The sequence below is a fragment of the Streptococcus suis genome, from assembly GCA_022354845.1.
GTDB lineage: Bacteria > Bacillota > Bacilli > Lactobacillales > Streptococcaceae > Streptococcus > Streptococcus suis_AA.
The window spans coordinates 683,958-707,179 of record CP031970.1; the positions used below are offsets into that span (position 1 = coordinate 683,958).

The window sequence follows — 23,222 nt, forward strand, 5'->3', positions numbered from 1 at the left end:
AGGTATACATGTTAAACGTAAACCAATTATTAGATTCAGGCTATTGGTCAAGTTTGATAGCAAGTCCATGGACTGCTCTTCTTCACCTAATAGATATTAGTATTGTTGCTTATTTGATTTATAATTTTAGTAAGGCCATCGCTGGTACTAAGATTATGACCCTCATTCGAGGAGTATTTCTTTTTATTATTGCTCAAATTGTAGCAAGTATTTTTGGCTTACAAACGATAGCTTGGTTGATTAACCAGGTTATCACTTATGGGGTCATTGCAGCAGTTGTTATCTTTGCTCCTGAATTTCGAGCTATGTTGGAAAAGCTCGGGCGAACAACTCAGATTTTTACGACAAATACCGTCAGTGCGGAAGAAAAATTAATAGTTGCCTTTCTTCAGTCGGTTGCTTACATGTCCCCACGGAAAATCGGAGCCTTAGTGGCGGTTGAGCAAGCTCAAACCTTGCAGGAGTATCGATCTACCGGAATTCCGTTAAATGCAGATGTGTCCAGGGAACTTTTAATTAATATTTTTATTCCCAATACTCCTTTGCATGATGGGGCAGTTATCGTTAAGGAGGACAAAATCGCAGTAGCTTGTGCCTATTTGCCTTTGTCTGAAAGTGCAGGGATTTCCAAGGAATTTGGGACACGACACCGCGCTGCGATTGGATTATCGGAAGTGTCAGACGCCTTTGTCTTTATTGTTTCAGAGGAAACGGGCAATATCTCTATTGCACATAATGGCGTTTTCAAACATGATCTGACCTTAGAAGAGTTTGAAGCAGAGTTACGGGCTACTTTTATTCGAGAACCTGATATCAAACAATCTGTATGGAAACGATTGAGGGGAGGCAAGAATGAATAAAAAGTTTAGAACAGTTGGTCATCTCACCCTATCTATTTTTTTAGCCCTCTTACTCTTTTTCTATGCTACGACAACCAATTATAAAAATTCAGAGTCATCTGCGAGTAATAACGAATCAGAAACCTATGTTCATACTTTAAGTGGCGTCCCAATTGACATTGAATACGACACGAATAAGTATTTTATATCTGGTTTCTCCTCAACTGTGGCTGTCGAGTTACGAGGATCCAACCGTGTACTTCTACAACGAGAATCTGATGAATCGACTCGCACTTTTCAAGTTATTGCAGATTTAAGAGAGCTTACGGATGGCACGCAAACAGTTACATTACAATTAGCTAATTTACCAGCGGGCGTCAGTGCTACATTGGCACCAGATGCTATTACTGTTAAAATCGGGAAAAAAGTTAGTCAGAGTTTAGCCGTTGAAGGGGTCATTTATAGCAATCAATTGGCAAGTGGATATAGTGTGTCTAAAGTCACTGTGGATGTCAGCTCTGTAAAGGTGACTACCGATGCAGAAACCATGGCAAAAATTGATCATGTGGAAGCAGTTGCAGTTGATATTAGTAATTTAGACTCAAATTATAGTGGTACAGCCAAGCTACAAGCAGTTGATAGTGAGGGAAATGCCTTGCCAGTGGTTTTATCTGAAACAGAAGCAAATATTCAAGTCGTTGTTACACAAACAAAATAAGGAATGAATAAAAATGGGTAAATATTTTGGTACGGACGGTGTCCGTGGAGAAGCAAACGTAGAATTGACGCCAGAATTGGCATTTAAACTAGGTCGTTTTGGTGGCTATGTCCTTAGTCAACATGAAACGGATGTACCTCGAGTTTTCGTGGCGCGTGACACACGTATTTCAGGACAAATGCTTGAGTCTGCTTTGGTTGCAGGTCTTTTATCAGTAGGTATTCATGTATATAAACTTGGTGTGCTCGCAACACCTGGTGTTGCCCACTTAGTCAAAGCAGAAAAAGCTAGCGCGGGGGTTATGATTTCTGCAAGCCACAATCCAGCACAGGATAATGGAATTAAGTTCTTTGCTGGTGATGGTTTCAAATTAGATGATGCATTGGAAGCAGAGATAGAAGCCCTTCTTGATGCGGAAGAAGATACATTACCACGTCCGTCTGCTCAAGGTTTGGGTGATGTAGTGGAGTATCCAGAAGGTCTACGCAAGTATCAACAATTTTTAGTATCAACTGGTACTGAATTAGAAGGTATGAAAGTTGCTTTGGATACAGCTAATGGTGCAGCGGCAACTTCTGCTCGCCAAATTTTTGCAGACCTAGGTGCAGATTTGACGGTTATCGCTGAAAATCCAGACGGTTTGAATATCAATGAGGGCGTTGGTTCTACGCATCCTGAAAAATTGCAAGAATTAGTTAAGGAAACCGGTAGTCAAATTGGCCTTGCCTTTGATGGAGATAGCGATCGCCTGATTGCTGTAGACGAAAATGGTGATTTAGTAGATGGCGATCGCATCATGTATATCATTGGTAAATACCTTGCTGATCGTGGTCTATTGGCCAAAAATACAATTGTGACCACAGTTATGTCCAATCTCGGATTCCATAAGGCCTTGGATCGCGAAGGAATTGAAAAAGCTGTGACCGCAGTTGGAGACCGTTATGTGGTCGAGGAAATGCGCAAAGAAGGTTACAATATTGGTGGTGAACAATCTGGTCACGTAATTCTTATGGATTATAACACCACAGGTGATGGCCAATTGACCGCTGTGCAACTGACTAAAATCATGAAAGAAACAGGTAAAACCTTGTCAGAGTTGGCAGCAGAAGTTACGATTTATCCACAAAAATTAGTCAATATTCGTGTTGAAAACAGCATGAAGGATAAATCTATGGAGGTTCCTGCTATCGCAGCTATCATTGAAAAGATGGAGGCAGAGATGGCAGGGAATGGCCGTATCTTAGTTCGTCCAAGTGGGACTGAGCCACTATTGCGTGTTATGGCGGAAGCCCCAACAGATGCTGAGGTTCACTATTATGTAGATACAATCGCAGATGTGGTTCGTGCTGAAATCGGTTTAGATTAAAAGAGTAAACAGAGACTGGAAGCATTTCCAGCCTCTTTTGTGAGGAATTTATGAGTATTTTAGAAGTAAAGAATTTGAGCCATGGCTTTGGTGACCGTGCAATTTTTGAAAATGTCTCCTTCCGTCTCTTGAAAGGGGAACATATCGGACTTGTCGGTGCCAATGGTGAAGGGAAATCGACCTTCATGTCCATCGTGACAGGTCAATTGCAGCCAGATGAAGGTAAGGTTGAATGGTCACGTTATGTAACGGCAGGTTATTTAGACCAGCATGCTAAATTAGAAAAGGGTCAATCGGTCCGTGACGTCTTACGCACAGCCTTTGATGAATTATTCAAAACCGAAGCTCGTATCAATGATATATATATGTCAATGGCTGAAGATGGGGTTGATATTGATGCTCTTATGGAAGAGGTTGGAGAACTCCAAGATCGCTTGGAAAGTCGTGATTTCTATACTTTAGATGCTAAAATTGATGAAGTAGCTCGTGCTCTTGGTGTCATGGAATACGGTATGGACAAGGATGTGACGGAATTGTCTGGAGGTCAACGGACCAAGGTACTCTTGGCTAAGTTGCTCTTAGAGAAGCCAGATATTTTGCTCTTAGATGAACCAACCAACTACTTGGATGCTGAGCATATTGATTGGCTCAAACGATATTTGCAGAACTATGAAAATGCATTTGTTTTAATTTCCCATGATATTCCATTCTTGAATGATGTGATCAATATTGTTTATCATGTTGAAAACCAACTTTTAACTCGCTATACCGGTGACTATTATCAATTCCAAGAAGTCCATGCCATGAAGCGTGCACAATTGGAAGCGGCCTATGAACGTCAACAGAAAGAAATCGCTGATTTGCAGGATTTTGTGAATCGAAATAAGGCTCGAGTTGCTACTCGAAATATGGCCATGTCTCGTCAGAAGAAGTTGGATAAGATGGAGATTATTGAACTTCAATCCGAAAAACCAAAGCCATCCTTCGACTTCAAAATGGCACGCACACCAAGTCGATTTATCTTCCAGACCAATAATTTAGAAATAGGATACGATCGCGTTTTAACACGTAAACCGCTCAATTTAACCTTTGAGCGTAACCAAAAGATTGCCATTGTCGGTGCCAACGGTATTGGTAAATCCACCCTTCTCAAAAGTCTTCTAGGCATTATTCCACCGCTAGGAGGAACTGTTGAGCGTGGGGAGTATTTAGAATTAGGTTATTTTGAACAGGAAGTTGCTGCTGGTAATCGTCAGACGCCACTTGAAGCGGTATGGGATGCCTTTCCTGCACTTAATCAAGCTGAAGTCCGTGCTGCCTTGGCTCGCTGCGGTTTAACGTCTAAACATATCGAAAGCCAGATTCAAGTCCTTTCAGGTGGAGAACAGGCTAAGGTTCGTTTCTGTTTGCTTATGAACCGTGAAAACAATGTACTTATCCTTGACGAGCCGACCAACCATTTAGATGTGGATGCCAAAGATGAACTTCAACGAGCTCTCAAAGCCTACAAGGGTTCTATTCTCATGGTCTGCCATGAGCCTGATTTCTATGAGGGCTGGGTTGACGATGTTTGGGATTTTAATGACCTGACTTAAGAAGTAATACTCAATGAAAACCAAAATCCGACTTGCTCCAATTGTCCGGGGAACCTTTGAAGGTTGGAAATAGGCGAACCTAGTTCGTTTCGCTCTGATGCAGATAGAACTCTGTTCCTTTTCTATTTCAAGGGAACAGGCTGAAAACCTCCTCAGGAGCGCTTTACAGTCATCAAATTAAGTCAACAACGTCTGATTTTGATTTTCGAAGAGTATAGGCTGCCGAAAGGTAGCTTTTTCTTTGTATGCATACTATAATAGAATGAACATAGTAAAGGAGGTAAAAACATGAAAAGAATAGAACGAGGTCACAATGGCTAGACCTCTCCAGAGGAAAAAAGAATGACAAAATATGTAGACTTCAATCAAGATAGATGGAATAGGGTATCAAGTAGACAAGGTAATCCCTATACAATTCCTCTTAGTCATGAGGAATTTGAACATGCAAAGGCAAATTCCCTCACCGTCGCTTTGACAGTTGGAAAGACAGTTCCACTTAACTGGTTTGAAAAGGCTAGAGGAAAAAAATTATTGGGACTAGCTTGTGGAGGTGGTCAACAGGGACCGATTTTTGCAGCTCATGGTTATGAAACGACTATAATGGATTTTTCTCTGAAACAGTTGGAAAAAGATAGGTTCGTTGCAGAGCGAGAAAATTTAGATTTACAGACGATCCAGGCAGATATGACACAAGCTTTTCCTTTTGAGGATGAAACTTTTGACATTATTTTTTGCCCTGTTTCAAATGTCTATATTGAAGACCTAACCAATATGTGGCAGGAATCCTATCGGATCTTGAAAAAGGGCGGACTGCTCATGGTGGGCTACATGAATCCTTGGATTTATGTCTTTGATGCTGACGAGGTCTGGGATCAGCCAGACAAGACCTTGATACCGAAGTACAGCCTGCCTTTCAATGCACGAAAATTAGAAGAAGCAGGACAAATTGCGATTGACCCAGAATATGGCTATGAATTTAGCCACACCTTAGAAGAACAGATTGCTGGGCAATTTCGAGCTGGTTTTGCCATGATTGATTTTTACGAATCAAAGGATCATCGCAATCGCCTGTCCCAATTTGGTTCAGATTATCTGGCGAATTTGTCAATAAAATTATAGAGTTAAGCTACCGAAAGGTAGTTTTTTTATAGATGATTGAGTGTTTCACAATAAGATCTCAAATATTTTGACAGATTAATCAAAATATATTATTATATATTTGATAGTAATGTAACTGATAATAAAGGATTGAAAGGAAGATATATCATGAAGTACCAATTTAAACGGATTATGTTGTTGACAATTCTAACTACAATATTCTTATCTGCATGCCAGCCAGCTAAAAACGAAATGGATTCTCTTGAGCAGTATAGGACCGAATATATCGGAGATAATAACAATGTAATTAAGATTGCAAGTTTACAGGATTACCCAACAGGTTACACGTATGATCATATTGAAATACGTTCAGATGAAGAACCATATGAGCTTATCATCTATTTGAATGTAACTGAAATGCCTGACTCTGACTATTTAGAGTTAGAGCAGAATAGTAACTCCATTTTTGACTTGATTGCTAATTTAGGAAAGATAACCTTTGTCAATGAAGAAACCCAAAAAGAAATAGTTTCATATAATAAAGAATGACCTGCCTTATGTAGGTTATTTCTCAATTATGAGTATCGTCTGAATTTTATTAGATAGTTTCAAAATACTTGACATATTGATAGATAGGAGTATAATTAGAATTATTCTAAACAAAATTTAGAATCATTATAAATTGGAGGCGATAAATATGACAATGAAAGATTATGGAAAAGATCCATTTGTAACCAATATTGAAACTGCTACGCTAGAAAATACAAACTATCGAACAGCAATTTGGACTGGTGAATTGCTTCAAGTGACCTTGATGTCCATTCCAGTCGGAGAAGATATTGGTGCGGAAGTGCACAATGAAAACGATCAGTTCCTCCGCATTGAACAAGGTCATGGCCGAGTTATCATGGGAGAATCTGCTGAAAAGATTACCTTGGATAGAGAAGTTGGACCAGAAGATGTTATCTTGATTCCAAACGGTACCTACCATAATGTCATCAATATTGGCCAAGAAGACCTCAAAATCTATTCTATCTATGGACCAGCCCATCACGCTCATGGTACGGTTCATGAAACACAAGCTATTGCACTTGCTGCGGAAGAAGCTGAAGAACATGGTCACTAATACACCGATTTTTGAACTAAAATCCGTCGGCTTATCTGATAAAGATAAGTCGATTTTGACTGATATTCATTTTTCTGTTAGTGAAGGTGAGCGTCTAACCTTGGTTGGGCCTTCGGGTAGCGGAAAAAGTAGCATCTTAAAATTATTAGCAGGGCTTACTTCAGCGACTCAAGGACAGATTCTTTTTAGAGGAAAGGAAATAGAGAAGCTGGATATGCCCACCTATCGAAGAGAAGTTTCCTATTGCTTTCAACAACCAGTACTTTTTGGAAATACAGTCGAAGACAATCTGCGTTTTCCATTCACAGTGAGACAGTTAGAATTTGATAAATCAAAAGCGATTACAGCCTTAAAAAATGTAAATTTAGGTGAAGATTTTCTTACCCAAGGGATTACAGAATTATCAGGTGGTGAAAAACAACGTGTCGCTCTTATACGCAATTTACTTTTTGAACCTCAAGTTTTGCTATTAGACGAAGTTAGTGCAGGGTTAGATGCGGAGACCAAAGCTATTGTGAATCAATTACTTACTGATTACCACATTTCTGGAAAAACATTAATTGAAGTGACGCATGACCAATCAGAAATTGATGGGGCTAAGCATATTTTGAGAATGAAAGATGGGAGGATGCAAGCATGAACTCTGTTTCAGTAGATAACTTATCCCTAGTCTTAATTTTCGGCTTAGTTTTACTTGCGATGGGGATAAGCCAAAAAGAGAAACTAGGGCTGACAAAAGATATTTTGGTAGCGGTTGTCCGTACGATTGTTCAACTATTCGTTGTTGGCTATATTTTAAAATTTATTTTTCAAGTTTCGAATGTTTTCCTCAGTTTGGGTATGGTGTTGATTATTCTTTATAATGCCAGTGTACAAGCAAATAAACGCAATCCAAACAAGAACAAAAAGCTGATTTATCCTTTTCTTGCTTTGCTTACTTCCACTAGTATCACTTTAGGATTGTTACTGTTATCAGGTGCCATCCAATTAATACCTTCTCAAGTCATTCCAATTTCAGGGATGTTGGCTAGTAATGCAATGACAGCAATCGGTCTATCCTATCGAGCAATGTACCGGTCCTTTACTGATAACCGCCAACAGGTGTTGGAAAAATTAAGTCTAGGGGCAACGAGTAAATTGGCTTCACAGGAAATTTTGCGAGAATCCATTCGGACTGGTATGCAACCGACAATTGACTCAGCCAAAACTGTTGGTTTAGTCAGTTTACCAGGAATGATGTCTGGACTGATTTTTGCAGGAGTAGACCCTGTCCAAGCCATTCGCTATCAGATTATGGTCATGTTCATGCTGCTATCAGCAACCAGTCTCGCATCTGTTATAGCCTCATATGCGGCCTATAAGACTTATTTTACAGATAGGACGCAGTTAGATTTTGAATAAGGAAAATGATCTTTCTGTGTGAAAGGTCTTTTTTTATCGGTGAAGTCTGCGAAAATATGATAAAATAGACTTACTTTGATACTGAAAAGGAGAACATATGACAGTAGATTTTAGAGCAGAGTTTGACAAACGCAAAGATGAGTTTTTAGCGGACCTCTTTGACCTCTTACGCATCAATTCTGAGCGTGACGACAGCCAGGCAGATGCCCAGCATCCATTTGGACCTGGACCAGTGCGTGCCTTGGACAAGTTCCTTGAAATCGCAGAGCGTGACGGCTATCCGACTAAAAATGTCGATAACTATGCAGGTCACTTTGAGTTTGGTGAAGGCGACGAAGTCCTTGGTATTTTCGGTCATTTGGACGTGGTGCCAGCAGGAAGCGGTTGGAACACTGACCCATACGAGCCACAAATCATCGATGGTAAGCTCTTTGCCCGCGGATCTTCTGACGACAAGGGACCAACCATGGCTTGTTACTACGGCTTGAAAATCATCAAGGAGTTGGGTTTTCCGACCTCTAAAAAAGTCCGTTTCATCGTTGGTACCGATGAAGAGTCTGGCTGGGCGGACATGGATTACTACTTCGAGCACGTCGGCCTTCCTTTGCCAGATTTCGGATTTTCTCCAGATGCTGAGTTCCCGATTATCAACGGGGAAAAGGGCAATATCACAGCTTATCTTCATTTTGCGGGGGAAAATAGCGGAGCTGCTAAACTGCATTCTTTCACTGGTGGTTTGCGTGAGAACATGGTGCCTGAATCTGCGACAGCTATTATCTCTGGCGACCTAGCAGATCTGGACAGCAAGTTGGCAGCATTCACAGCTGCTTATGGCCTAAATGCTGACGCGGAAACCCTTGAAAATGGTCAAGTTCAAGTCACCGTCATCGGAAAATCAGCCCACGGTTCAACCCCAGAAGAAGGTGTCAACGGAGCAACCTATTTGGCAAAATTCCTCAGCCAATTCGCCTTTGACGGAGCAGCTAAAGCCTATCTTGATTTGGCTGGTCAAGTCCTTCTGGAAGACCACGATGGACAAAAACTCGGCGTAGCCATCTACGATGAGCAAATGGGAGCTCTTTCAATGAACGCTGGTGTCTTTAAGTTTGATGAAACCTCATCTGATAACACCATTGCCCTCAACTTCCGTTATCCAAAAAATACCAACCCAGAAACCATCAAGGCTGGTTTGGAAAAACTGGGCGTGGAAGCTGTTAGCCTGTCTGAGCACGGTCATACTCCACATTATTGCCCGATCGATGACCCAATGGTCGCAACCCTCTTGTCTGTTTATGAAAAACACACAGGCTTGAAAGGTCACGAACAAGTAATCGGTGGCGGAACATTCGGCCGCTTGCTCAAACGTGGTGTTGCCTACGGAGCTATGTTCCCAGGTGATGTCAATACCATGCACCAAGCCAACGAATTTATCGAAGTGGAGCAACTCTACCGTGCAGCTGCCATTTACGCAGAAGCTATCTATGAATTAATCAAATAGTACGAACCCATATTTACAGTACTGCACTTTTATCTAAAGCTAGTTCTTCAGCTACTCATCGTTCGTTTTTTTCAAATTACAGTTGGTATTCCTTCAAAAAACTGCCTTGATTAGCTGAAAAACTATCTCTTATATCAAAGTACTTTACTTGTGAATGTAGGTTCTTATCAAGATGGGTTCGCCCATCTTTTTTAGGAGGGAGAATGGAACTGACAGAACTCACAGTTGCAGGTATGGAAATGGTCAAACAGCTCTTCTTATCTGTATTTATAGTCAATGAAAATAAAAATCAGATTAGGCGACGCAGATGCAGATAGAACTCTGTCACTTTATTATTGTCAAGTGACAGGCTGGAAACCTCCACTGGAGCTTTCCACTCATCTTCCACTTCGTATGTTCTTCTTCTTTGGACAATATACGAAACAGTGGCACTTAGCACTTGCGGGCTTAACGATTGCGATTATTCCGGTCATTCTCAGTTACTTCTTTGCCCAAAAACACATTATTAAAGGTGTGGCCGATGGTGCTGTGAAGTAACGTGTGGTGATGAATAAAAAAATAACAACCAAAAGACATGGAGTAAGCGAAAACCCGCTCCATGTCTTTTTAATTAATTTTACGATACTGACTCGGTGACATCTGATACTCTCGGGTGAATAGGCGGTGAAAATAAGGATAGTTACCGAAGCCGCACGTAAAAGCGATTTGTTCGAGGGTCATATTGGTATATTTCATTTGATTGATAGCCGCCTCTAATTTGATGTGCTGAGCGTACTGAATTATCGTCTTATCGGTATGGTCTTTAAACAAATGACTCGCACGGGAGACACTTAAATCGACTTCATTCGCAACATCTTCAAGTGTTAGTCGCTCGAGTGCATGTTCTTCAATATAACGCATCATTCGAGTCACAATGAAGGGGCGTTGAATTGAGTGACGGGCATTTATTTCTGTTTCAATCATCAACATAATGCTTTTCAATAGATGCGTGTTCAAGTCATGGTTTTGTTCATGACTGGGACGGAGCTTTTCTGTTGATAATAGTCGCCACAATGTCACAATCGTATCGGTTGATGAAAGCGCGGCAAAATCGGGACAATCAAGTTTTTCCCACCAATCCTCTAACCAATCCCCGGTGATAAGTAAATGATAATCCCCGCTTAATTGATTCGTTTCAATCGTCAGTTCATAGTGTGTGCCTGGAGGGACAAAGATAATCGATCCTTGTTCTAATTGATATGTTTTACTTTGAATAGTCGCTTTACCTCTTCCTTCAATTTGTACACGAATTAAAAAGTGATTAAACCCGTTACGACGTAAGTCGTGATAACCATCGGTATGTGATGAGTAACTGCAGTAATCAATATTCATTAAAAGTTTCCTCCATTTGTAGCAAGATAGGATATGAATTCATCATATCATATATTTTAAAAAAGAGAAAGAGACGGTAAGATAAAGTTAATCAAATAAAACGTAAGTGAAATAAGATAATGAAAACGTTTTATAATAAAGGAGCAAATACACATGAAAACATTAAAAGTAGGCATCATTGGTTGCGGGAATATTTTTCCGATGCACGCGGCAAGTGTTATGGAAAGAGACGATGCTGAACTCGTCGCTGTCTGTGACGTAAAGAAAGATCGTGCTGATGAAAAAGCAGAGCAATTAGATACAAAATCTTATTATGATTACGAAGAGATGATGGACACAGAACAGCTAGACGTTGTGCATATTTGTTTACCGCACTACTTACACGCACCAGCAACAGCCGCCGCAACGAAACGGCAGATTCACGTGATGACAGAAAAACCGATGGCGATTAACTATGATGATGCCAAAGCGATGATTGACGGCGCAAAGGAAAACGGCGTGACACTAGGTGTTATTTTCCAAAACCGCTACAATCCAGGTTCACAATTAATTAAGAATATGTTGACCTCGGGTGAACTAGGCGCCGTGAAGTCGGGTAAATTACAAGTCGCATGGGACCGATCAGATGAATACTATCAAAACAGTGATTGGAAAGGGACTTGGGATAAAGAAGGCGGCGGTGTCATTATTGACCAAGCGATTCATACAATGGATTTAATGCGCTGGTTCGTTGATAGTGAGTTAAACTATGTCGATGCCTCAATCAGTAACCGTGCCCACGAAATCATTGAAGTAGAAGATGCAGCCGAAGGTGTGATTGCTTATAAAAATGGTGTCGTAACGGCCTTCCATGCGATTAATTACTATACGTATGATGCCCCAGTCGAAATTGAATTACACTGTGAAAATGGACTGGCGAAGATGGTGGCAGACAAAGCGACGGTTATATTAAATGACGGGCGCACCTTTATTGCGGATCATAACCCGCTTGAAACATTCACTTATGACTCAGGAGTGAAAGGGTACTGGGGTGTGAGTCATGTGAAACAAATCAATAATTATTATGACGTACTTCAAGGTAAAGTGGATGCACTTGATATCCCAGCTGAAGAAGCACTTAAAACCCAACAAATGATTAATGCTGTCTATCAATCAGGAAAAGAAAAACAACGTGTACATTTCTAAAGACAATCATTTGTACAATATTAAGCAAGAGGAGATAAAGGGAGGCTATTAGAATGAATATTTTAGTGTGGAACGAAAACAGACATGAACAAAAAAATCCAAAAGTCAGTGAGATTTACCCGGAAGGTATTCATGGGGCAATTAAAAGCTTTTTGACAGAGGCAGGTCACGAGGTGACAACGGCAACCTTGGATGAAGAAAACCATGGTCTATCTGATCATTTATTAAATCAAACCGATGTATTAATTTGGTGGGGCCACCTGGCGCACGATGAAGTAAAAGATGAGTGGGTAGAAAAGATTCAACAACGTGTATTAGATGGTATGGGCTTATTAGTCCTTCACTCAGGTCACTTCTCTAAAATCTTTAAAAAGCTTATGGGAACCAGTTGTGATTTAAAGTGGCGTGAAGCGGATGATAAAGAACGTTTATGGGTTATTGATCCGACTCACCCGATTGTTTCTGGGTTAGGGAGTTATATTGAGCTTGAAAAGGAAGAAATGTACGGGGAACATTTTGATATTCCAGCCCCTGATGAATTGGTCTTTGTCAGTTGGTTTGAAGGCGGCGAAGTCTTTAGAAGTGGGGCAACATATAAACGCGGACGCGGGAAAGTCTTTTACTTTAGACCGGGTCATGAAACGTACCCAACGTATCATAATCAAGAGATTCAAACGGTGATTAAAAATGCTGTTAACTGGTTAAAAGTAACCCAAACAAATCAGCCGACCTACGGCAATAGCAGGCCACTAGAAACTATTTCAAAGAAGGGATGAAGATATGATACCGGTAGCGATTCAGCTCTTCACTTTACGTGAAGCGTGTCAACAAGATATGAAACAAACATTAGAGCGAGTGAAAGCCATCGGCTTTCAAGGTGTTGAACTGGCCGGCTATGGCAATTTAACGGTGGAGGAAGTTAGAGCTATCCTAGATGCGCTTGATTTAACCGTCGCCGGTAGTCATGTACCACTCACAGACTTAATTAACCGGTTAGATGAGGTAATTAACGAACAAAAATTGTTAGGTAATACACGGGTGGTATGTCCTTTTATCTTACCAGAAGACCGGACGCATGAATTTTATCAAGATTTACCGTCTGTCTTACAGTCGATTCAACTAGAACTACAATCACATGGAATGGACTTACTGTATCATCACCATGATTTTGAATTAGAACCTTATAGTGATGATGAAAATGTGCTTGAGTACCTACTCAGAACAGTTGACGGTTTAAAACTAGAGTTAGACGTGTACTGGATTCAAAAAGCTGGGGAAGATCCGATTACGTGGATCAATAAGTATAAAGACCAACTTGCACTTGTTCACTTAAAAGATATGACGAAAGATGAGCGAGCGACCTTTGCGCCATTAGGGACAGGGCGTACAGATTTATCAACGATTCTAAATACAGCGACACCTGCTTACTGGATTGTGGAACAAGACCAAACCGATGGTGATCCGTTTGATTCGATTCAAACAAGTATGACGTTTTTAAAAAATGAAGGAGTGATTTAAGATGAGTAAATTAAAAGTAGCAGTCATTGGTTGTGGGAGTATTAGTAAATATCGTCACTTACCTGAATATCATCAAAATGAGGCAGTAGAAATTGTCGCCTTGTGCGATATTGTCGCTTCACGTGCTGAAGCGATGCAAGAACTTTATGGTGGTGCGGTCTATACAGATTATGAGGAACTTTTAAAAAATGAAACGGTTGACCTTGTGAGTGTCTGCCTACCGAACGCGCTCCATGCGCCGGTCTCAATTGCTGCACTTGAAAGTGGTGCTCACGTGTTATGTGAAAAGCCGATGGCAACAACACAAGCTGAAGCAGAAGCGATGATTGAAGCAAGCGAGAAAAGCGGAAAAACGTTAATGATCGCGCATAATCAGCGGTTTGTACGTTCACACCAAAAGGCAAAAGAATTGATCGCAGAAGGAGCAATCGGAAAAGTATATAGCTTCCGTACGACATTTGGTCATGGTGGACCAGAAGGCTGGAGTGTTGACGGCGAAAACTCATGGTTCTTTAGAAAAGACGATGCGGTAATCGGGGCAATGGGTGACTTAGGTGTGCATAAGGCCGACCTGATTCGCTATATTTTAGGTGAAGAGTTTACTGAAGTATCAGCGATGGTTGAAACGAATGCGAAAGAGAATATCAGTGTCGATGATAACGCTGTGTGTCTCTTAAAGAGTACTTCCGGTGTGATTGGCACATTAACAGCGAGTTGGGCATATAAAGTTAACGAAAGTAATGCCACTGTTATTTACGGGGAAAAAGGTGTGTTACGTCTTGAAGATGATCCAAATTATAGCTTGATTGCCACGTATACGGATGGCAGTAAAGTCAACTATGAACTTGGAAAAATCCAAACGAACGAAGAAGGTCAACAAACATCTACGGGTGTCGTAAGTCACTTTGTTGAATCGGTGAGAACGAATACAAAGCCTTTAATCGATGGTGTGGAAGGTAAGAAGTCATTAGGTATTATTCTTGCGGCGATGGAATCAAGTCAAACAGGTCGAACGATTAAATTAAACTAAATAATCAGATTGTGTTTGATTAGAATCGGTGTGATGATTATGAATAGTGAATGAAAAGGAGCGAATAGAATGAAATTAGGTGTCTTTACCGTATTATTTGCGGATAAAAATCTCGAAGAGATGTTAGATTATGTGAAAAATGCAGGGTTAGATGCGGTTGAAATTGGTACAGGTGGCTATCCAGGTGATGCGCACTTAAAACTCGATGTGTTACTAAATAGCGAAGCAGAAAGACAAACCTTTTTAGAAAAGGTCAATTCACGTGGTTTAACAATCAGTGCCCTTAGTTGCCACGGGAATCCCGTCTCACCAGATGAAGCTTTTAGAAAAGACTCACACGAAACGTTAGTCAAAACGATCAAACTTGCAGGACTATTAAACATTCCAGTGGTCAATACCTTCTCTGGTACACCGGGAGATTCGGAAGATGGTAAATATCCAAACTGGCCCGTAACACCGTGGCCAGAAGAATACAGTACCGTACTTAAGTGGCAATGGGAAGAAAAACTCGTGCCTTACTGGAAAGAAATAAACACGATTGCAGAAGAAAATAACGTTAAGATTGGTTTAGAACTGCATGCGGGCTTCTTAGTTCATACGCCGCATACGATGTTAAAATTACGTGAACAGACAGGGAATGCGATTGGAGCTAACCTTGACCCAAGTCACTTATGGTGGCAAGGGATTGACCCTGTCGCGGCCATTAAGATCCTTGGAAAAGCCAATGCGATTCATCACTTCCACGCAAAAGATACGTATATTGACCAGGAACATGTGAATATGTACGGTTTAACGGATATGCAGCCATATAGTGAGGTGCAATCACGCGCTTGGACATTCCGTTCTGTTGGCTATGGTCACTCAGTGAAAGTATGGAGTGATATTATTAGCGCTCTGCGTACGTATGGGTATGATCATGTCATTAGTATTGAACATGAGGATCCCATTATGTCGATTGATGAAGGGTTTATGCGTGCGGTTGAGAACTTAAAATCTGTGTTGATTTATGACCAACCAGCTGATATGTGGTGGGCATAATACATCAAGACTCAGATGAGCTAAAAATAATAGGGAGAAAGAGACTGGGATAAAAAAATCCATTTTCTCAAAATGTGAATATTTTTTCTCTAAATAAGAATAAGATTACCGCAACTGAAATATACTTGCTTTCTGAATGGATCTTTAGCTCAAGGGACTGCGATTACTCGCCCCAACAGAAACTTTCGTTGTTCCCACAGGAGTCTCGCATATTTCAGTTGCTAACTTAGGCTTCCTAGCAAAAAAATAACCGAGCCATAATTGGCGTTAGTCAATTATGGTTCGGTTATTTTAATATCTTATTTGCCTTTGCCCCAGCTTCAATATGTAAAAATACATTGACTTTTAAAACTAATGGTTATATAGTTAATTACATAAGTAACTAACCAAATAAGTTAGGTGATGAAATGTGACGCAAACTATAGACAACAGTAAACCAATTTTTCAACAGATCAAAGAACAAATTGAAGATATGATTATGAACGACACTATTTCAGAAACTGGCCGAGTCCCCTCAACAAATGAATTTGCAAAATATCACAAGATTAATCCTGCAACAGCTGCTAAAGGTATTAATCAGTTAGTCGAGGAAGGTATAAAAAATGTGGTTTTCATGCTCTAGAAGCAGATGTAACAATGGTCAAGAAAGTAGGACATCATGGAACTTGCTGATATTCGTCAGGCGATTATGGAGGATTTAACCAATCAAGCTTTTACGAAAAAAGGGATAAAGCCGCTTTTCCAAGCATCGTCTACCGCAAAAATTCTCATTATTGGACAGGCACCGGGATTAAAAACACAAGAAAAAGGTCGCTTATTTGATGATGCTAGTGGAGAGAATCTGCGGAAATGGTTGGGAGTAGACAGGGAATTCTTCTATGCATCTGGTCATTTTGCTATTCTTCCTATGGATTTCTATTATCCAGGAAAAGGGAAGTCTGGGGATTTGCCGCCTCGCAAGGATTTTGCGCCCAAATGGCACCCACTCATTATGAATCAACTACCCCAGATTGAGCTGACCTTGTTGATCGGTAAGTATGCCCAGGACTATTATTTAGGAGAATCCCATAGGACTTTGACCGAGAGAGTGGAGAATGCAGCTGATTACCTACCCACCTATTTTCCCCTACCTCACCCATCGCCAAGGAACAATATATGGCAAGCTAAACATCCTTGGTTTGTTGAAGAGATTTTGCCACTGCTGAAAAATAACATAAATATATTGATAAAGCAAAACTAACATGATATAATTGTATATATATACCTAGAAAATTTTTCTTATCTTTGTTCATCGAAGGAGGTGTCTGATGAGAAAATGGAAAACACTGATTGTCACTGGTCTAACTATTTTAGCGGTTTGTTTGTTAATTCCACCTGCCTTGGTAAATGCAAACCAGATTCCCGATCGGCCGATAGATACAACAGTAGTAGATGATACTCAATTACTTTCTAGCGAGACCATTGCAGAAATTGATCAGCTTAATCTCAATTGGTCAACAACCGAACAAGGTTTACAGGTCGGTGTCTATATGACGAATAGTCTTTGGACAGATATCGAAAGTTTGGCCAATGAGACATTTCGTCAGTGGCAAGTTGGATTTTCAGGCACAAATAATGGGATACTTCTGGTTATTGCAATAGAAGATAGGGAATTTCGGATTGAAACGTCAGATAATGCTGCGACAGTCTTGACAGATGTAGAATCAAAAGAAATTCTCGAAAATGCAAGAGAATTCTTTCGACAGGAAGATTACAATGGCGGTGTGACCTATATTGTTCAATCCATTGGTGATCAGTTTTATGGTACCAGCGTTGGTCAGAGCCAGTTAGCCACCTTAGATGAGAGAACATCGGAAGAGGAGGAGGGCTTTTTCGCTTTCTTAACTGTTGTCGTTGTGATTATTATTTTTGTGATAATTGAAAAATCCAGTCGTGGTGGTGGTGGACCAGGCAATTTGCTCTGGATGTTGGTGGATGATCAGCATCACCACCGCAATCATCACTCGTCTAATTCCTCATCGTCCGGCTTCGGTGGCGGTGGTTGGTCCGGTGGTGGCGGAGGAGGTGGAGGTTCCTCTTCCGGTTGGTAAGGAATCTTGTAAAGATTCTGATAGCTATTCGTTTTTTAGAATGTTTACTCATTGTTAGAAAGGAAATCATATGAAAAAGAAATGGTTGGTTCTCCTCATTCCAGTCCTAGCTCTGCTATTTTTAGGATTGGGAGCAGTCGGGCAATACAATGGCTTGGTGGACAGTTTTGCTGAAGTTGAAAACGCGCAAGCCAATGTAGACACACAGTTGCAACGACGCTATGACTTGATACCTAATGTAGTCGCAGCTGTCAAAGGAGCCATGGAACACGAGGAAGAAATATTTACTGCTATTGCAGAAGCGCGTGCTAAAATTGGCTCCAGTCAACAGGGAACGGGTGAATATAACCAAGCTCAAAGTCAGTTGGATTCTGCAGTTTCTCGACTATTGGTAGTGGCAGAAAACTATCCACAATTGACAGCTAATCAACAGGTTTCAGACTTGATTACAGAGCTTGAAGGTACTGAGAATCGAATCTTAGTTGCCCGTAAAGATTATAACGCAGTGGCAACATCTTACAATAAAAAAATCAAACGCTTCCCAACATCAATCTATGCAGGTCTATTCGGATATGAAAAAGTTGAACTCTTCCAAGCAACAAATGATGCAGCAACGACTGTGCCAAGTGTTGATTTGAGTGACGAAGAGTAGAATAAGATTCTTGTTTTCATTAGATAAAAAATAACAAAATAGAACTCGGCAAAAAACCGAGTTCTATTTTGTTATGGATTGACCCAAATACCACTCACATAATCTTCTGATAAGGTCGTTTTATTGGTTATCTTTTTAGTCTGCAAATCATAAATGATAAGAGTATCCGAAAGAATCATCATCAGACGACGATTGTCTATTTGACGGACATGTTCAAGATAGTGGGGTCGAGGATTTAACTCCTTCAATGAATGAAAAACTTGTTCCCCAGTTTCTGCATTGTAAATGGTAAATGAGATGGGACTGAATTGGTAATTAGTGTGTTCGATAAAAAGCAAATTTTTATCTTTTAGTGGATAGATTGCGCTCGGTGAAGAATGTTCTAATGTAATTGAAGAATGTTCTAATGTAATTGATGAAAATGTCCGTTTTGATGTGTCAAAGGTCAGGAGTTGAGACATTCTTTCATTTTTTCATCGTAGTGTCTCCTTTCTATTTTTTAGCATTATATAATTTACAGCAATCAACAAGTATTTTTTGATTTTTTATATATAAAAGTCATGCAAATTTTTTTGCATGACTATATTTATTTTCCAAGACAAAATTGGCTAAAGAGTTGTGTGATTAATTCATCTGGAGCGGCATCTCCTGTGATTTCGCCCAGTATTTGCCAACAACGTGTTAGGTCTACCTGTAACAAGTCGACAGGCATACCCATTTCCAATCCATCATTAACTGCCTGAAGACTTTGGACAGCTTGTTCAATCAAGGATATATGTCTTGAATTAGATAAGTAAGTAGCATCTTGTTCTACCAAACCTGCATTTTCAAAGAAAAGTTGATTGATTTTTTCTTCGATTTGATCAATGTTTTGGTTTTCTAAGACAGAGATGCGAATGACATCCTCAGGTAGTTGATCAGCTTCAATTTTTTCTTCTAGGTCTGTTTTATTGAGCAAGATAATGCGATTAGCCATGTTTGAAATGGCTAATAGATTTCGGTCTTGTTCGGTAAGTGGCTCAGATGCGTTGAGGACAAGTAGGACCAGGTCGGCCTCCTCAAGCGCTTTTTTAGACCGTTCCACACCAATTTTTTCAACGATGTCATCTGTTTCACGGATACCAGCGGTATCAATCAGCTTGAGGGGGACGCCTTTGATGTTGACGTATTCTTCGATAACGTCGCGAGTTGTCCCTGCTATATCTGTAACGATGGCTTTTTCCTCACGGAGGAGATTATTGAGTAGGCTGGATTTTCCCACATTTGGTCGGCCGATAATAGCTGTTGCGATACCTTCACGTAAAATCTTACCTCGACGAGCGGTTCGGAGAAGATTTTCCAAAAGAGCTTGAAACTGGAGAGTCTTCTCACGGACTAAGTCTGTGGTTGCCTCTTCAACATCATCATACTCTGGATAATCAATATTCACTTCGACTTGAGCCAAAGTATTGAGGATTTCCTGACGTGTTTCATTAATCAGTTGGGAGAGAGAGCCATCCAACTGACGGACTGCGTTGTGCATAGCCTTGTCGGTCTTGGCACGGATGACATCCATGACAGCCTCTGCCTGGGTCAAATCCACACGTCCGTTGAGAAAGGCCCGCTTGGTAAACTCACCAGGCTCAGCCATTCGGGCACCTTGTCTAATCAACAATTGAAGAATTTCATTCGTGACGGCGATACCCCCATGTGTATTGATTTCAATAACATCTTCTCGCGTAAAGGTCTTTGGAGATCGCATGGCACCGAGCATCACTTCATCCAGTACCTGTCCAGTCGCTGGATCAATAATATGTCCATAGTTCAGACTATGACTTGGCACAGTCGCTAAGTCCTTTCCTTTAAAAACTTTGCTTGCAATGGAAAATGCATCTGTACCAGACAGACGAACAATCCCAATTGCTCCCTCTCCGAGAGGAGTCGAAATAGCAGTTATTGTATCGAATTCTTTTGTGATCATAGAGTTTGGCTTTCTGTAGGATTATAATAAAACTATTATAGCATGTTGTGTAATATTCGATGGTAAAAATGAGACAAAAAAAAGACAGAAAACGCTTTCTAAACCTATTGAAAAATGGTAGAATATTACTAAAAACAGGAGGTAATAGATGAGGTTAGCACATCTTGAAAAAAGAGACATAGAAAGTCGGTTTCAATATCTAGAGGACCACCTGTTCAATGTTGCGATGGGGGCCAAAGTCCTTACAGATACGATTGGCCAAGGGGATATTTTGTTCTTACTAGGACTTTATCATGATTTGGGCAAGAGTGAAAGACTTTTTCAGAAAAAAATGAAAGAGGAGCCAAATCTACACGTCGATCATTCGTATGCAGGAGCCCGTTACCTATTTCAAGAGATTGAGCAAGTCTTTCAACGATCGGGGAGAAACCCAAACGATGCCCAGCTTTTTCGTGAAATAATAGCCTACATTATATCTGCCCACCACGGTGTGTATGACGTCCCTCTACCTGAGGATATGGAAGGAGCAGGTAGATATCGGTATAGTAAGTTATTCTATCGGATTGGCCAGCCACGAGCAGACTATCATTATGAAGAAGATATAAAGGCCTATGCCAAGTTATTGGAAGAACAGCTACCTAGCTTTGGCTATCAAAATGTAGATGATTTAGTTATGAAATCATTTGAAAATTTTCAAACCGCTTGGGCGAAGTTATGCATCAATGATGATAGCGAATCGGCTTTTTATAGTTCTTGTTTTATTCGGCTCTACCTGTCTTATTTGAAGAATGCGGATATTTTGGATACGATTAATGCCTATGACCTTGTTATCGAGCCAAAAACTACTGAGGAAAATAGTGAACTTGTTCAGAAGTATTTTCAATCAGTAGAAGAAGTTTATGCAGGTTTTGGAAATCCAACTACCGAACTTAACCGTATTCGAACGGCCTTGGGAGAGCGTGTTAAACATCGTGGTGCTACGGATTCTTCAGGCATTTATCGCCTCAATCTTCCGACGGGTACAGGTAAAACTAATCTGTCGCTTCGTTACGCTATTCATCAACTGACACAGAAAGGTAAAAATCGTTTCTTCTACATGACGCCCTTTTTGTCCGTTTTAGAACAAAATGCAGCAGCGATTCAGGAGATTATTGGCAAAGAAGGTGTCTTGGAGCACCATTCTAATCTAGTCAGAGAACAACAAGATGCCACACCTCAAAATGAGGAGTATGGAGAGGAAACTGTCAATAGTCTAATGACAGATTACCTGATTGATACCTGGGATAGCCCAGTTGTCCTTACCACCATGGTTCAGTTCTTTCAAACCCTCTTTAAGACCAAGTCAGCTAATATCAGACGCTTCTCCAACTTAGCAAACAGCGTCTTGATTTTAGATGAAGTCCAATCCCTCCCCATTGAGGTCACTACGCTTTTTAATCTGACCATGAATTTTTTGAGTCGTGTCATGGGGGCTACAGTTGTTCTCTGTACTGCGACTCAACCTGCCTATGATTCGGTTTCCATAAGCCACCGACTATTATATGGTGGGGAAATAGCAGAGCAGGCAGACATTGTCACCTTAACCGCTGAAGAACAAGAGGTCTTTAAGAGGACAGAACTCCGCAAGTTTGATGAAAGCAATGCAATTTCCCGATTGACTGACCTGGCAAGTTTTATCTTGGAAGAAGAAACTTCTACGCTTGTCATTCTCAATACCAAACCAGCAGTAGAAAAACTATATAGCCTATTAGAATTCCAAACAGACAGACCACTTTATCACCTCTCAACCAATATGTGTGCCCAGCACCGTCTTGATGTTATCCAAGAAATCAAAAAGCAGTTGAAAGACGATGTTCCTATAATTTGTATTAGTACGCAATTGATTGAAGCAGGAGTGGATGTTGATTTTGAGCGAGTGGTTCGATCTTATGCTGGACTAGATTCAATTGTTCAAGCAGCTGGCCGTTGTAATCGTGAAGGAAAACGTGATGTAGGTCAGGTAACATTGATAAATTTATCCAAGGAAGAAGAAAGCCTCACCTATCTTAAAGAAATCAAGCATAAAAAAGAGGCGACTGAGAATATTTTGATAAAAGAAACGTCACCAATTGAAGTTGGGGCCTTAAATCTTCTATTTTTTGAACGTTACTATGCCGACAATACAAAACAATTTGATTACCCACTGTCTACCAATGAATCTGTCTATGACTATCTCAGCTTAAGTAGCTTCAAAGGAAGTCCGAACTGCAAAGTCAGACAGTCGTTCAAGACTGCAGGGCAGAAAATGGATTTAATCAAAGATGATAGTATTGGTGTCCTAGTTCCATATGGTGACGGAGTGGATATAATCGCTGACTTGGAAGAACTTTTGGTAGATACTCCCTATCCAAGAGGCCAGGATTTAGTTGAGATTAAACAAATTCTCAAGAGTTTGCAGCCTTTTACAGTCAATCTGAGAAAGTATGACAGTCGGCTACAAGCAATCCGATATTATTTGGAGGGAAAGGTCTTAATACTGCAAGAAGAGTATTATGATGACGAAAAGCTTGGATTAAAAAAAGAGGCAAACCTTCCTATCTTGTAAGGTAAGATAGAAAGATCTGCCAGTCTTTGTGCTATAACACTTAACTATATTTCAATCCACATGGACACATACCATGATGACTTGATTATACCACAGATAATAGTCCCTTTCAAAAAATGAAGACCTTTAATAAAAATAACACTTTACTATGAA

Annotated in this window: 23 protein-coding genes and 1 pseudogene; 21 read left to right on the top strand and 3 right to left on the bottom strand. The window is 40.4% G+C overall.

Annotation, left to right across the window (positions count from 1 at the left end; translation table 11 throughout):
* The first annotated feature begins 8 nt into the window (after positions 1–8).
* The 11 genes and pseudogenes from D2A30_03645 (at position 9) to D2A30_03695 (ending at position 10,178) form a co-directional block, all read left to right on the top strand.
* Positions 9–860: a TIGR00159 family protein gene (locus tag D2A30_03645; protein ID ULL20753.1), complete on the top strand. Its 852-nt coding sequence runs from the start codon at positions 9–11 to the stop codon at positions 858–860.
* Positions 853–1,557, top strand: coding sequence for a hypothetical protein (locus D2A30_03650; protein ULL20754.1), 705 nt, complete (start codon positions 853–855; stop codon positions 1,555–1,557). Before D2A30_03645 ends, D2A30_03650 begins: the two co-directional genes overlap by 8 nt.
* A gap of 13 nt (positions 1,558–1,570) precedes the next feature.
* Positions 1,571–2,923, top strand: coding sequence for a phosphoglucosamine mutase (locus D2A30_03655; GenBank protein ID ULL20755.1), 1,353 nt, complete (start codon positions 1,571–1,573; stop codon positions 2,921–2,923).
* Positions 2,924–2,973: 50 nt separating this feature from the next.
* Positions 2,974–4,518 (top strand): ABC transporter ATP-binding protein, encoded by a 1,545-nt coding sequence (locus D2A30_03660; GenBank protein ID ULL20756.1) that lies wholly within the window; start codon positions 2,974–2,976, stop codon positions 4,516–4,518.
* Positions 4,519–4,860: 342 nt separating this feature from the next.
* Complete coding sequence (locus D2A30_03665) at positions 4,861–5,637, top strand: class I SAM-dependent methyltransferase (protein ULL20757.1); 777 nt, start codon at positions 4,861–4,863, stop codon at positions 5,635–5,637.
* A 147-nt stretch (positions 5,638–5,784) separates the two neighbouring features.
* Positions 5,785–6,165: a DUF4825 domain-containing protein gene (locus D2A30_03670; protein ULL20758.1), complete on the top strand. Its 381-nt coding sequence runs from the start codon at positions 5,785–5,787 to the stop codon at positions 6,163–6,165.
* A gap of 148 nt (positions 6,166–6,313) precedes the next feature.
* Positions 6,314–6,742 (top strand): cupin domain-containing protein, encoded by a 429-nt coding sequence (locus D2A30_03675; protein ID ULL20759.1) that lies wholly within the window; start codon positions 6,314–6,316, stop codon positions 6,740–6,742.
* On the top strand, positions 6,732–7,382 hold the full coding sequence (locus tag D2A30_03680) for an ATP-binding cassette domain-containing protein (GenBank protein ULL20760.1): 651 nt from the start codon (positions 6,732–6,734) through the stop codon (positions 7,380–7,382). The genes D2A30_03675 and D2A30_03680 overlap by 11 nt, the downstream gene beginning before the upstream one ends.
* On the top strand, positions 7,379–8,143 hold the full coding sequence (gene fetB / locus D2A30_03685) for an iron export ABC transporter permease subunit FetB (GenBank protein ULL20761.1): 765 nt from the start codon (positions 7,379–7,381) through the stop codon (positions 8,141–8,143). Before D2A30_03680 ends, fetB begins: the two co-directional genes overlap by 4 nt.
* 97 nt (positions 8,144–8,240) lie before the next feature.
* Positions 8,241–9,641, top strand: a complete 1,401-nt coding sequence (gene pepV, locus D2A30_03690) for a dipeptidase PepV (protein ID ULL20762.1) — start codon at positions 8,241–8,243, stop codon at positions 9,639–9,641.
* A gap of 381 nt (positions 9,642–10,022) precedes the next feature.
* A pseudogene (locus tag D2A30_03695) lies at positions 10,023–10,178 on the top strand (carbohydrate ABC transporter permease).
* 69 nt (positions 10,179–10,247) lie between these two features.
* Here the strand turns inward: D2A30_03695 and D2A30_03700 are convergent.
* Positions 10,248–11,012 carry an AraC family transcriptional regulator gene (locus D2A30_03700; GenBank protein ULL20763.1) on the bottom strand — a complete coding sequence of 255 codons (765 nt, stop codon included), beginning with the start codon at positions 11,010–11,012 and terminating at the stop codon, positions 10,248–10,250.
* A gap of 153 nt (positions 11,013–11,165) precedes the next feature.
* On the opposite strand from D2A30_03700, the gene D2A30_03705 reads away from it, so the two are divergent.
* The 9 genes from D2A30_03705 to D2A30_03745 all read left to right on the top strand — a co-directional run bounded on the left by D2A30_03705 (position 11,166) and on the right by D2A30_03745 (position 18,525).
* Positions 11,166–12,197, top strand: a complete 1,032-nt coding sequence (locus D2A30_03705; protein ID ULL20764.1) for a gfo/Idh/MocA family oxidoreductase — start codon at positions 11,166–11,168, stop codon at positions 12,195–12,197.
* Positions 12,198–12,250: 53 nt separating this feature from the next.
* Positions 12,251–12,973, top strand: coding sequence for a trehalose utilization protein ThuA (locus tag D2A30_03710; protein ID ULL20765.1), 723 nt, complete (start codon positions 12,251–12,253; stop codon positions 12,971–12,973).
* Positions 12,974–12,977: 4 nt separating this feature from the next.
* Entirely contained in the window at positions 12,978–13,715 is a 738-nt protein-coding gene (locus D2A30_03715; GenBank protein ULL20766.1) for a sugar phosphate isomerase/epimerase, read from the top strand.
* 1 nt (position 13,716) lies between these two features.
* Positions 13,717–14,745, top strand: coding sequence for a gfo/Idh/MocA family oxidoreductase (locus tag D2A30_03720; GenBank protein ULL20767.1), 1,029 nt, complete (start codon positions 13,717–13,719; stop codon positions 14,743–14,745).
* A 69-nt stretch (positions 14,746–14,814) separates the two neighbouring features.
* Positions 14,815–15,783 (top strand): sugar phosphate isomerase/epimerase, encoded by a 969-nt coding sequence (locus tag D2A30_03725; GenBank protein ID ULL20768.1) that lies wholly within the window; start codon positions 14,815–14,817, stop codon positions 15,781–15,783.
* 409 nt (positions 15,784–16,192) lie between these two features.
* On the top strand, positions 16,193–16,405 hold the full coding sequence (locus D2A30_03730) for a hypothetical protein (protein ID ULL20769.1): 213 nt from the start codon (positions 16,193–16,195) through the stop codon (positions 16,403–16,405).
* A gap of 36 nt (positions 16,406–16,441) precedes the next feature.
* On the top strand, positions 16,442–17,023 hold the full coding sequence (locus tag D2A30_03735; GenBank protein ULL20770.1) for a uracil-DNA glycosylase family protein: 582 nt from the start codon (positions 16,442–16,444) through the stop codon (positions 17,021–17,023).
* Between the two features lie 67 nt (positions 17,024–17,090).
* Positions 17,091–17,873: a TPM domain-containing protein gene (locus D2A30_03740; protein ULL20771.1), complete on the top strand. Its 783-nt coding sequence runs from the start codon at positions 17,091–17,093 to the stop codon at positions 17,871–17,873.
* Between the two features lie 70 nt (positions 17,874–17,943).
* Entirely contained in the window at positions 17,944–18,525 is a 582-nt protein-coding gene (locus D2A30_03745) for a LemA family protein (GenBank protein ID ULL20772.1), read from the top strand.
* Positions 18,526–18,596: 71 nt separating this feature from the next.
* On the opposite strand, the gene D2A30_03750 is transcribed toward D2A30_03745, so the two are convergent.
* Complete coding sequence (locus D2A30_03750) at positions 18,597–18,986, bottom strand: hypothetical protein (protein ID ULL20773.1); 390 nt, start codon at positions 18,984–18,986, stop codon at positions 18,597–18,599.
* A 125-nt stretch (positions 18,987–19,111) separates the two neighbouring features.
* Positions 19,112–20,485, bottom strand: coding sequence for a tRNA uridine-5-carboxymethylaminomethyl(34) synthesis GTPase MnmE (mnmE, locus tag D2A30_03755; protein ID ULL20774.1), 1,374 nt, complete (start codon positions 20,483–20,485; stop codon positions 19,112–19,114).
* A gap of 148 nt (positions 20,486–20,633) precedes the next feature.
* Between mnmE and cas3 the strand changes: the two genes are divergently transcribed.
* Complete coding sequence (cas3, locus tag D2A30_03760; GenBank protein ULL20775.1) at positions 20,634–23,069, top strand: CRISPR-associated helicase Cas3'; 2,436 nt, start codon at positions 20,634–20,636, stop codon at positions 23,067–23,069.
* Positions 23,070–23,222 lie beyond the last annotated feature (153 nt).